This is a genomic window from Chryseobacterium viscerum, assembly GCF_002899945.2.
Taxonomy (GTDB): Bacteria; Bacteroidota; Bacteroidia; order Flavobacteriales; family Weeksellaceae; genus Chryseobacterium; species Chryseobacterium viscerum.
Map to the genome: position 1 here is coordinate 268,068 of NZ_PPEG02000010.1, position 12,543 is coordinate 280,610.

Below are 12,543 nucleotides of genomic sequence, written 5' to 3' on the forward strand. Positions count from 1 at the left end.
TGTAAGTACTATTGTTTCGGTCAATAGAAAACAATGATGAAGTTCTTTATAAGTTCTGCATCATCAATTTTTATTGTAAGATACAAGTGCTGAATAAGAAAAAGAATGAAAAATTTTGAATTGTTCTTAAGCGGATCGGGAATACCTATTTTCTATATAAAAATAGGATTAAGTTTTGTATTCTCATTTTTAATTACTTTTTTTTCTATTCCTACCATTGTTAAGATTTCAAGAAGAAAGAATCTGATGGATGAGCCGGGAATGAGAAGTTCGCACCTTAGAGAGATTCCCAATCTGGGAGGAATTGCCATATTTTATTCCATAGGAATTTGTGCCTCAATTTTTGCTTACGAGCTGTTTGACCTCTATAAATTCTTATTTGCTTCATTGATTATCCTGCTGTATGTAGGGGTAATGGATGATATTGTTGTAATGAGGGCATACAAAAAACTTGTTGCACAGATTGTGGTGTCATCGCTGGTGGTGATAGGATCAGATATCAGAATCAGAAGCTTATTTGGAATATTTGGAGTGTATGAATTAGAATATTTTGTGAGTGTTCTGTTCAGCATTGTTACTTTTATTATTCTGATCAATGCTTTTAATTTAATAGACGGAATAGATGGATTGGCAGGTGGATATTCTGTAATCTGTAGTGCTTTATTTGGAATAAGCTATTACCGGTTAGGAGAATATAATTATCCTCTGGTTATACTATCCGTAGTTATTATTGGGACCGTATTGGCATTTTTATACTATAATCTTTCGAATTACCGTACCCGTAAAATATTTATGGGAGATACTGGCTCCATGTTACTGGGCTTTTTACTGGCGTTTACCTCTATTTGTTTCATCGATATTTTTATTGATAAAAAACTGGCAGATGTACCGAGGTATCATCTTCAGTCTGCGCCTGTTGTAGCCGTTGCGATCCTGATTCTTCCGATTGTAGACACATTAAATGTAATTATGGTGAGGCTCTATAACAAAAAGTCACCATTCGATGCAGATAAAAACCATATTCACCATAAGTTACTAAAGCTGAATCTTACCCATAGGAGATCTACTTTTTATATTATTCTTTATTATCTGATGATCGTAGGAATAGCTTATTGTTTTAGGCATATTAATGTAAATATGCTATTATTGATGATCCTTTCCTTAGGTTTTTTTGGAGCTTATTTGCCAGATTTGCTATATCGATTAAGAAATAATAAAAATTAACAATTAAATATTACTTTTGTAAACAATATTATATATGATGAAGAACTTTAAATATTTATTTTTAATATTCCCCTTTTTAGTTACCTCATGTATCACAACAAAGGATGTGAGGTATTTGCAGCCAAGTGAAAGTCTTGTTATTAACGAAGAAGGTCTGGTTCCTTACAACATTCCCGTGTACAGGATTACCAAAAATGACATCCTCAATCTTAATATTGTGACAACTCCCAAAGGAGATGCAGCACAATTTTACTCCTCTTACAATACTTCCGGCGGATTAACCAACGGAGGGGTAGTAAGTTCTGCAATATCAGGAGGAGGCGTTAATGTAGGAACTAATGGTGGTGGTTCCGGAGGAGGTAGAGGTGGAAATATGAATTTTTATTTTAACGGATTGAAAGTTGACTCCAATGGTGATATCAATATTTTTGGAATAGGATATATAAAAGCAGAAGGAAGAACACTTGATGATATTACAAAAGAAATACAAGATAAAGTAAATGAAAACTTCCAGGAAGGTAAGTCAGAAGTACGATTAAATACAGATGGTATTACTTATTATATTCTTGGGGATGTGGAGACTACCGGACTTTCAGGAGAAAAAGTAACCCACAAAAATACCCTTACCATTACTGAAGCATTGGCGATTAATGGTGGGTTAAACAGAACTATCGATAAAAAAGAAGTGGTTATCCACAGAAAACTTCCTGAAGGAATCAAAATTGCCAAAATAGATCTTACCCGTGAAGATCTTATGAATTCTCCTTACTATTATATACAAAATGGGGATGAAATCTATCTGAACACAAGAGCAAAAAGCTTGAATGGATTTGGAAAAGATCCAATTCAGACTTTGACGACCGGAGTTTCGGTAATTACTACGGCATTGTCTATTTATTTACTCCTTAAAAATCTTTAATTATGATTCCAGAAAGAGTAACCCCTACACAGAAGAATCAGTCTCAGAAAGATAAGTATGGTACGTTTGCATTGTTTGATTTAGAACATTTTTTAAGAAGAATCCTTAAAAACTGGTACTGGTTTGTATTCATGCTCATCATTGGATATGCCATGTCATGGGTATACAGTAAATATTATGCACAGAATATTTATGCATCAGACTTGTCATTAAGTACTTCCAGTAAAGCTTCTGAATTTTTACCCACTCAGTCTAATCAGTCTATTAACTTCATTTGGGGAGATACAGGAAACCAGGATGGGCTTTATCTGAAGAAAATGCTTTTATCCAGATCACATAACGAATTTTTGGTAAAAGAATTAGACCTTTTTGTAAACTATTCTACCAAAGGGCTTATAAAATCTACTTATCTGGACAAAGACGATTCACCAGTCTTTCTTCAGATTGATAAAAAACACCTTCAGCAGATCAATTATCCTATTACCCTGATGCCAAAAGGAGATGGGAATTATGAAGTTGTTTTACCTGAAGAAGGCGAATCGACAAGCTTATATAGCTATGAAGCAGAAGGTTTCCAAAGCATTAACTCATACAACAGACCTGCTAATAAAACGATTAAGGTTAACGAATGGTATACCTCTCCTAACCTGAGATTCAGATTGCTTAAGAATCCTATTACTTCTAAAATTAAGCTGGATAATATCATCATAAGTCTGAACTCAGTAAACCAGAGTGTAGACGAAATCGTTTCTACAACAGGCGTAGACTTTGATAAAGAAATCAGGTCTATTATGATCATTACTAAAAAAGGGTATAACCTTAACAGTACTGTGAATTTTCTTAATAAATCTGTTACAGAGCTGCAAAAAAAGAGACTTGCTGATAAAAATATTGTTAATAAGAATACAGATATATTTTTAAAAGATAATTTAGGTAAAGTCCGTAAAAAACTTGATTCTAGTGCAAATGTATTAAACTACCTAAAGACTTCAGAAAAGCTTTACAATATTAAAGATAGAGATGAGAAATCTCTTGAAAAAATAAAAGAACTTGAAGCTAAAAAAGCAGATGTTTTAAGCAAAATCAATTCTTTGAATAATATCAGGAATACGCTTCAGTCTCAGAATTTTGATAAAATGATCGGGACAAATGCTGCAGGTTTTGAAGATGGTGTGTTTTCAGCAACAGTTTCCGAACTTAAGGCTCTATATGCTAAAAAATCTGAAATGGCTGCTATCTATAAGCCTTCATCAGAACCAATAAGAGAGATCAACAGACTTATTGATGAAGCAAAAATGGGTTCATCCAATAGTTTGAGAAGCTATTATAACAGATACTATGAGGAGATTAATAAAATAGACCGTGAAGTAGCGGGTGCCAATTCTGATTTAACTTCTTATCCTGAAAAAGAAAGAAGATATATGGATGCAGAGAGAGGATATAATATGATTGAAGCTACTTACAACAGTCTTTTGGGAAGACAGGGTGATACTCAGATGAGAATGGCAACCAATCAATCTGATATTACGGTGATTGACCCGGCTAAGAATTTAGGACAAAGACCAATAGGACCTAATGTGAAGTTGGCAAAGACTGCAATTATTTCAGGAATGCTGTTGCTTCCATTATTATTTATCCTGATTGGTGAAGTGCTTGATAGCAAAATCAGAAATATCAAAGAACTGTTAAGTGCAACGAAAATTCCTCTTCTTGGGGTGATCGGAAATAACAGCAATGAAAATATGCTTACTGTTCTGGAACAACCAAAATCATCGGTATCTGAAGCCTTCAGGGGAATAAGAGCCAATATGAGATTTTTGATGGATAATGAAGAGGAAAAAGGAAAGGTCATCCTGATAACATCATCTATTGGAGGGGAAGGAAAAACGTATATTTCAATTAATTTGGCATCTGTAATAGGATTAAGTGATAAGAAAACAATCTTATTGGGGATGGACCTTAGAAAGCCAAAAATCTTTGGAGATTTCAAGATTGATAACAAATATGGTATTTCAAATTACCTGACAGGGGAAGTAGGAATTGATCAGATTATCAACAAAACAAAGATCCCGAATCTTGATGTTGCCACTTCAGGACCTATCCCGCCAAATCCTTCCGAGCTTTTGATGAGTCAGAAAAACATCAAATTTATAGAAGAACTGAAAGAAAAATACGATTTCATTATTATAGACTCTCCGCCGGTAGGATTGGTAGCAGACTCATATGAATTGATGAAACATTCTGACGCTAATCTTTATGTTGTTCGCCATGAATACACGGAAAAGTATATGCTGAAAATGATAACGGAAAAATATCATAACGATGAAATTAATAATTTAGGACTTGTTTATAATGACTATAACACAAAACAAGGGTATGGTTACGGATATGGCTATGGCTACGGATATGGCTACGGTTATGGCTATTTTGATGAAGATAAAAATTATAAAGAACCTTTGTTGATCAGGATTCGAAATAAAGTACAGGGATTATTTAATAAAAAATAAAGCATTAAACCTCCATTTAATGGGGGTTTTTTTATATGTAAGCTATTTTCATTCTATGAAAAAAAGAATATTTTTGCCACTTTGCCGTTTACTTTATAACAAATTATGTTTTTTTGTTTATTTTTAACTAAACATTAAGATTATCATTAATATAAAAAAGTTTTATATTTGCAAAAATTAAATTTTAAAATAACCATAAATCCATATTCTTTTATGAATAAAAAATTATTGTTTAGCTTCCTTGCCTTCCTTGGAGTGGTAAGTGTTAAAGCACAAAGAAACGAATTGGGAGTTCGTCTAGGTATGAGTAACCTAGTGGGAGATGTAGGAAGTACGAATTATATTTTACAAAAGCCGTTGGATTTAAACAGAGTGTCAGATTGGGGCATCCCATTTTATGGAGGTTTATTATATAGGTTTAATTTTAACCCGCATCAGACCATTCGATTGGATTTAGGATACAACCAGGTTCAGTTCAGTGATAAAGCGGCAAAAGAGGATTATAGAAGAAATAGAAACTCATACGGAAAAAATAACGTGTATGAGGCGAGTTTAATGTTTGAATATAACTTTTTCCCTGTAAATAATGAGCAGATCAGCATGCTAAGTCCTTACATCTTCGGTGGTGTTGGTGCTTTGATGTTTGATGCTCCTAAAGCAACCCTGATGAATGACTTCAGAAGAGATGCTGATGGGGTGGCACAGGCTCCAATCAATGAATTGGATTTCACGACCAAAACAGATTATTCATTAGGGAAAAAAGTAACAGTGCATATCCCTTTTGGGGTAGGTTTGAAGTATAAATTCAACCACTCATGGGCTATATTTGCAGAAGCTACGTTCAGATATACATTGACGGATCAGTTGGATCACAGCAAGATCCTTTCCAAAGATGTAAAAACGTCTTTTAATGCTGATATTTTGGACCCTGCTACAGGAAGTTCATTATTACAGTCAGGAAATTACTATGCAGTTTCTAAAGAAAGAGAAGCAGAGTTTATTAAAAAGAGAAATATTGGAGATGGAAGATCTAATGACTGGATGAATACTTTCAGCTTAGGGCTGACATATTCGTTCGGAAGACCTCCATGTTATTGTGAATAATATGTCGTTGATTAAAGATAAAATAAATTCTGAGAATTTACCAAAACACGTAGCCATCATTATGGATGGTAATGGAAGATGGGCAAAATCTCGTGGCGAAGAAAGAACCTTCGGTCACAAAAATGCCATTAATGCAGTTAGAAATGCCATTAATGCTTGTAATGAGATTAATATCCCTTACTTAACATTGTATACATTCTCTTCAGAAAACTGGAGTCGTCCAAGCGAAGAAGTGAATACCCTTATGAACCTGTTGGTAGAGACCTTACTGCTAGAGGCAGAAGAGATCTTCAGCAAAGGATTAAGAATGCATGTTATAGGGAATTTGGAAAAACTGCCTACTTTAGTAAAAGAGCAGTTGGAACGTGTGGTAGAACTTACAAAAGAAAACACAAAAGGAAACCTTGTATTGGCTATAAGCTACGGCTCACAAAATGAAATTTTGGAAGCGGTAAAAAATATAAGTTCTGATGTAAAAGAAGGAAAAGTAGAGATAGAAAATATTAACGAAAGTTTATTTGAAAATTATCTTTATACAAAAGATTTTCCTCCTGTAGACTTATTGATCAGAACCAGCGGTGAAATAAGGATAAGCAATTTCCTGCTTTGGCAGATCGCTTATGCAGAATTACAGTTTTTAAATGTACTATGGCCGGATTTTTCCAAAGATATTTTCTTTCAATGTATTGTTGATTATCAAAACAAAGAAAGAAGATATGGTTTAACCGGTGAGCAAGTAAAAGGCCAATAAAATTTAGAAAAGAAAGACTCGATAAAATGAAGTTTAGACTATTACCCATCATTATGTTTGCTGCTTCTGCACATTTTTATGGACAAGTAACTCCAAAGGACAGCACAAAAGTAAATAATGCTGTACACGCAGAAAATGAGGCAGGCACTTATACGCTTAAAGACATCGTTGTAGATGGGGTAAAGAAATATACACCCGCTCAGATCTTAAGATTTACAGGCCTTACAAAAGGAGAAAGTGTAGATATTCCAGGACAAAAAATCAGCAATGCTGTTAAAAAACTTTGGGATACTCAATCTTTTTCTGAAGTGGAAGTGTATGTTCAAAGCATTGAAGGACAGACGATCGTTCTGAAATTTTACCTGCAGGACCTTAAAGAACTTGGAGAAGTTAAATTCGCAGGGAAAGGAATTGGTAAATCTAAAAGTGAAAAAATGGCAAAGGATAACAACCTTAAGCCAGGAACTAAAATCACTCAGAACCTAGTTTCAAGCCTTAAAACCAATGTCCCTAAAGACTTTATTAAAAAAGGTTTTGCGGACGCCAAAATCACTATTCAGGATAAAGTAAATGCAGGAGACCCTGCTTTAGTAGACTGGACAATCAATGTAGAGAAAGGGAAGAGGATTAAAATTGATCATATTGAATTTGAAGGAAACGAAAGTGTAACCGATAGAAAACTTAGAAACAAAGCTTTCAAAGAAACAAAACAGAAACGTTTTGGTATCGGGGGTATCTTGAAATCCTCAAAATTCATTGAAGATAAATATCAGGAAGATAAGCAAGGTCTTATCAGTTATTACAACTCCCTAGGGTATAGAGACGCAAAAATTGTTTCAGACTCAGTATGGAGAAACAAAAGAAATAACTACGAAATCAATGTAAAACTTAACGAGGGTAAAAAATATTACATCGGTGACGTTACGTTCACAGGTAATACAGTATACGCTACAGAATATTTACAAAGATTATTAGGATATAAGAAAGGAGATATTTACGATGCTGTAGGATTCAACAAAAAAGTAGGAGAAGACGGTGGTAAAGAAGATGATTCAGATATCAAATCTGTTTACATGAATAATGGTTACCTTTTCTCCAATGTAACACCTGTTGAAAAATCAGTATCAGGAGATGCCGTAAACCTTGAAGTTAGAATTAATGAAGGAGAACAGGCTACCTGGAATAAAGTAACTTGGCAGGGGAATACAACAACCCATGACCACGTAATTCTTAGAGCATTAAGAACAAAACCAGGAGAGCTATTCAAGAAAACGGAAATTAAAAGAACGTATTTCGATTTAGCAGGGATGTCATTCTTTGACCCTCAGCAGATCGGACAGGATATTCAGCCAAATCAGCAGGATAACACCGTTGATGTTAATTGGAAGCTTGTAGAAAAAGGATCTTCTCAGGTACAGTTACAGGCAGGTTACGGTGGTAACAGCTTTATTGGTACCTTAGGATTGACATTTAACAACTTCTCATTAAGGAATTTCCTTAAGTTTAAAGACTTCAAACCAGTACCTCAGGGAGACGGGCAAACCTTCTCTATTCAGGTTCAGGCAGGACAGTACTTCCAGAACTATGGAGTATCATTTACAGAACCTTGGTTATTTGGGACAAGACCAACAGCCCTTTCTGTAAGTTTGAACAACTCCAGAGTAAGATATACAGATCAATATGGAGCAGCTCAGAAATTGAACATCTTCTCAGCTTCAGTAGGTTTAAACAGACTATTGAACTGGCCGGATGATTACTTCTCACTTTATACTGGTTTACAGTTCCAGAAGTATGACTTCAATAACTATCCATTCCAGTTTGGTGATACTACAGAAAATAACGGTACAGCCAATAACTTCAGTATCAACCTAGGATTGAGTAGAAACTCAGCAGGTATTGACCCAATCTTCCCAACAACGGGATCCAATATGGAACTTTCAGCAAAACTGACACCTCCATATTCATTGTTTAAGAAGAAAGATTACTCCACCATGTCTGCAATTGACAAGTACAAGTGGATGGAATTCTATAAAATCAAGTTTAAAGCAGACGTTTACAATGAGATCATTGGAAAATTGGTCTTGAGATCTTCTGCTGAAATGGGATTCATGGACGGATATAACAGTCAGTTGGGAGCTCCGCCATTTGAAAGATTCTATATGGGAGGTACAGGTCTTTTCGGAGGTAGATATGACGGTAGAGAATTGATTCCTTTAAGAGGTTATGAAAATGCCACTACCAATGGAGGTGAAGCAGAAGATATTACTCAAAAAGGAGGAGGTACAATCTACAACAGATTCACATTAGAATTAAGATACCCAATCTCAATGAGCCAGACTGCAAAAATCTATGCATTGACATTTGCTGAAGGAGGTAACGTATGGAACACATGGAGTTCTTACAGCCCATTCCAGTTGAAAAGATCAGTCGGGATTGGAGTAAGAGTTTATATGGGAGCATTTGGATTGATCGGATTCGACTTTGCACTTGGTCTGGATAAAACATTATCAGGTGATAAGTCCGGATGGAGAAACCACTTCTTGATGAACCAAACACTATAATTAGAAATATGAAGCACTTTAAAATAATTTTCACATTCGCATTACTTTTGCTTTTTGGGTTTAATAATGCCCAAAAGATAGGAGTAGTGGATACTAATGAAATTTTGAATAAATTACCTCAGTATAAAGAAGCGGAAGCAAGACTGAATTCTCAGATTGATACCTGGGAGTCAGAACTTCAAAGCCTTCAGTCTGAATATGAAAGAAAAAAAGCTGCTTTTGAAAGTGAAAAAGTTTTATTAATAGGGGATCAGCTTAAGCTTAGAGAAAAAGAAGTTGTAGACCTTGATAAAAATATTAAAACCACAACAAGCTTACGTTTTGGGGCTAATGGTGAAATTACAAAACTGAGAACAAATCTGGTTTTACCTTTTCAGGATCAGATCTGGGGAGCTATCAAAACGATGTCTGAAAAAAATGGATTGGGCATAGTTCTTGATAAAAGCAATAACATTAGTGTTATTTTCCTTCAGTCAAAATATGATTACACCGAGAAAGTATTATCTATTCTGCTAAAAGGAACAGATAAGAAGGAAAAAACAAATAGCAAAAGCAAAAAATAATTATTTAAATTAACTTTTGCTATATTTTAAAATCTAAAAACAAATTAAATTATTTATTTACCAGTTATGAAAAAATTAAGTGTATTATTTGCAGCAGTAATGATGGTTGTATCTGTAGGTATGGCAAAAGCTCAAAAAATTGCTACTTTAGATGTAATGGGAGTTCTTAACGCTATGCCGGAGAAAAAGAAAGCAGATGCTGATCTTAAAACATTCTTAGATACTAAACAAGCTGAGATTAAGAAAAAAGCTGACGCAGCTCAAACTAAATATCAGCAATATCAGACAGAAGCACCAAAAAAGACAGCTGACGAAAACAAAGCTAGAGAAGAAGAGATGAAAAAATTAGCTGAAGAAATTCAGCAAATGCAAGACAAAGCTCAAAAAGATCTACAAGCTAAACAAGATGTAGCTTTCGGACCAGTTGAGAAGAAATTGAATGAGGCAGTAGAAAAAGTAGCTAAAGCTAACGGATACGATTATATTATGGATGCAAATTCAACAGCATTCCTTTATAAAGCAGGACCAGACGCTACTCCAGCTGTGAAGAAAGAACTAGGAGTTCAATAATTTCAGCAAATTAACAAAGATTTATAAAACTAACCACCTCTTTTAGAGGTGGTTTTTTTATTTTTGCGGAATGGAAAAAGAAGTATCAACTACGGTTAAAGTTAGGTTTAGTGACTGCGATCCGATCGGACATTTGAATAATGTAAAATATCTTGATTATATGTTCAATGCCAGAGAAGATCATGTAGAAACATTTTATGGATTTACCTATGAAGAATATACCAAAAAAACCGGCTGTACCTGGATTGCCATTCAAAATGAAATAGCATACTTAAAAGAAGTAAGATACAACACACAAGTGGTCATCAGCAGCAAGACCATAGAAGTGCAGGATAGAACTGCTAAAGTTGAAATTCTGATGAAGAGCCTGGATGAAAAGACAATTCATGCCGTACTTTGGGTGACCGTTATTTATTTTAATGTTAAAACCAGAAAATCTGAAGTTCATCCCGAAGAGATCAAAGAACTCTTTGATAAATTTTATGTAGATTTAATACAGAAAGACTACCAGTCAAGAGTAAAGTTTTTAAGAACTCAGAATGCGAAAAATTCTTAGTCAACAGTTCTTATCAAACATACCAACTTAAAAATTAATAATAGATAAATGAAAAAAATAGCAGTAATAGGAAGTAACGGACAATTGGGAAACTGCATTAGAAAAATAGCGCCTGACTTTGAACATCAATATGAATTCTTATTTACAGACTCATCCACTTTAGATGTTACAAATGAAGAACAGGTAAACGATTTCTTCTATGATAATAAACCCGATTACTGCATCAATGCTTCTGCATATACCGCAGTGGATCTGGCAGAAACTGATAAAGAAAAAGCTTTTGCCATCAATGCAGATGGAGTAGCTCATCTTGCTCAGGCATGTGTAGAATGCAAATCTACTCTGATTCATGTTTCTACTGACTACGTTTTTGATGGAAGTACGAATCTTCCCTATTCTGAAGATGATTTTACCAATCCAATAGGCGTATATGGTGAATCAAAAAGAAAAGGAGAAGAACTTGCTTTAGAAATCAATCCTAAAACCATTATACTAAGAACTTCCTGGCTGTATTCTGAATTCAATAAAAACTTTGTGAAGACAATGCTGAATTTGTTCTCTCAGAAAAAAGAATTGGGAATCGTTGCCGATCAGTTTGGGCAGCCAACTAATGCAACCGATCTTGCAGAAGCAATCCTAGCAATCATTGAAGCCCCAAACAAAACCTATGGGATTTTCCACTTCTCAAACTATCCGGAAACAACATGGTTTGAATTTGCCAAAAAAATTGCTGAATTTTCAAAATCCTCAGTAAAACTAAATCCGTTAACAACCGAACAGTATCCAACTCCTGCCAAAAGACCCGTGAGAAGTACAATGTCTTTGGATAAAATAGAAGAGACCTATAAAATTGAACCCAAACATTGGGAAAATAGTCTTGAAGAATGTGTTGATGTACTTTCACAACAATAATATATATATGAAGAAAATAGCAATCATCTTTTCCGTGCTGTGTATCCAGTTGTGGAGTGCACAGAATGTTTATCTGACCAAGGTTGAGAAAACAAATGATAACCCGGATAAATTCTTCCATAAAAAAGAAGAAGCGGGTACCGATGCAGTTTATCTGGGAGAAGTAGAAGTTCAGGGATTTTCAAAAGATGATGCACTCGTATTTTCTTTAGTATATAAAAAAGCAAAAGAGATTGGTGCCAATACATTCGAATTAAAACCTTTCGAAAATGTTGACGGTACCCCTCAGGAATTCAATGCCGCTAATTATAAAGTTGCTTTATACTATACCCCTAAAGAAAAGCTAACCGCTCAGCATGGTGACATGTATATATTTGCATCCTCTGAAAAAGATCAGAAAATAAGTATCAACCGTAAAGACTATACGATCTCTCCAAGATCATTTTTAAAAATTAAAGTTGTTCCCGGAGAAATCTATACCATTTCAACAAAGAAGCTTTTAGGATCTACTGTAAAAGTTCAGCCAAAAGCCAATGATGATAATCTTTACTTCCAGGTTTCATCCTTAAAAGTGAAGCCGGATAACTCAGGAGTAGGAGGTTTGAACCTTAAATCTGGAGATATTATTGGGCTGGAAAAGTCTTATGCCGAATTTTTGAGCGCGATTTACAAAAAAATTACTCCTTAAAAGTAGGCAGGAACCGTATTATTCCTGGTTTTGCTTTATAAGGATATAAGGTAACCAATTTTGTTTAAAATTTTTCTCTCTGCCTACCAGTGTTTTAGGTTTAAATATTAATAAAAGGTAAAATTTATGTTAAATAAAGTTGCGTGGTGTATGTTAAGTTTCTATCTTTGCCCCACTGAAAAACGAGA

11 protein-coding genes are annotated in these 12,543 nt (G+C 34.6%); all 11 read left to right on the forward strand.

Annotated elements, in window-relative coordinates; genetic code table 11:
• Positions 1-105: 105 nt before the first annotated feature.
• Positions 106-1,224, forward strand: a complete 1,119-nt coding sequence (locus tag C1634_RS22340) for a glycosyltransferase family 4 protein (protein ID WP_109739149.1) — start codon at positions 106-108, stop codon at positions 1,222-1,224.
• Positions 1,225-1,261: 37 nt separating this feature from the next.
• A complete protein-coding gene (locus C1634_RS22345) occupies positions 1,262-2,143 on the forward strand; it encodes a polysaccharide biosynthesis/export family protein (protein ID WP_394337112.1) in 882 nt (293 codons plus the stop codon).
• 2 nt (positions 2,144-2,145) lie between these two features.
• Positions 2,146-4,650, forward strand: a complete 2,505-nt coding sequence (locus tag C1634_RS22350) for a polysaccharide biosynthesis tyrosine autokinase (protein ID WP_103231404.1) — start codon at positions 2,146-2,148, stop codon at positions 4,648-4,650.
• Between the two features lie 213 nt (positions 4,651-4,863).
• Positions 4,864-5,754, forward strand: coding sequence for a type IX secretion system protein PorG (porG, locus tag C1634_RS22355; protein WP_103231403.1), 891 nt, complete (start codon positions 4,864-4,866; stop codon positions 5,752-5,754).
• A 1-nt stretch (position 5,755) separates the two neighbouring features.
• Positions 5,756-6,505 (forward strand): isoprenyl transferase, encoded by a 750-nt coding sequence (locus C1634_RS22360; RefSeq protein ID WP_103231402.1) that lies wholly within the window; start codon positions 5,756-5,758, stop codon positions 6,503-6,505.
• Between the two features lie 26 nt (positions 6,506-6,531).
• Positions 6,532-9,066, forward strand: a complete 2,535-nt coding sequence (locus C1634_RS22365; RefSeq protein WP_109739150.1) for a BamA/OMP85 family outer membrane protein — start codon at positions 6,532-6,534, stop codon at positions 9,064-9,066.
• A gap of 8 nt (positions 9,067-9,074) precedes the next feature.
• A complete protein-coding gene (locus tag C1634_RS22370) occupies positions 9,075-9,629 on the forward strand; it encodes an OmpH family outer membrane protein (RefSeq protein WP_103231430.1) in 555 nt (184 codons plus the stop codon).
• A 66-nt stretch (positions 9,630-9,695) separates the two neighbouring features.
• The gene (locus C1634_RS22375; RefSeq protein ID WP_109739151.1) at positions 9,696-10,199 is read left to right on the forward strand and encodes an OmpH family outer membrane protein; all 504 of its coding nucleotides are present in this window, start codon (positions 9,696-9,698) and stop codon (positions 10,197-10,199) included.
• A gap of 70 nt (positions 10,200-10,269) precedes the next feature.
• Positions 10,270-10,755 (forward strand): acyl-CoA thioesterase, encoded by a 486-nt coding sequence (locus C1634_RS22380; RefSeq protein ID WP_103231399.1) that lies wholly within the window; start codon positions 10,270-10,272, stop codon positions 10,753-10,755.
• Positions 10,756-10,803: 48 nt separating this feature from the next.
• Positions 10,804-11,667 carry a dTDP-4-dehydrorhamnose reductase gene (gene rfbD, locus C1634_RS22385; protein WP_103231398.1) on the forward strand — a complete coding sequence of 288 codons (864 nt, stop codon included), beginning with the start codon at positions 10,804-10,806 and terminating at the stop codon, positions 11,665-11,667.
• Between the two features lie 7 nt (positions 11,668-11,674).
• On the forward strand, positions 11,675-12,355 hold the full coding sequence (locus C1634_RS22390; RefSeq protein ID WP_103231429.1) for a hypothetical protein: 681 nt from the start codon (positions 11,675-11,677) through the stop codon (positions 12,353-12,355).
• Positions 12,356-12,543: the final 188 nt, after the last annotated feature.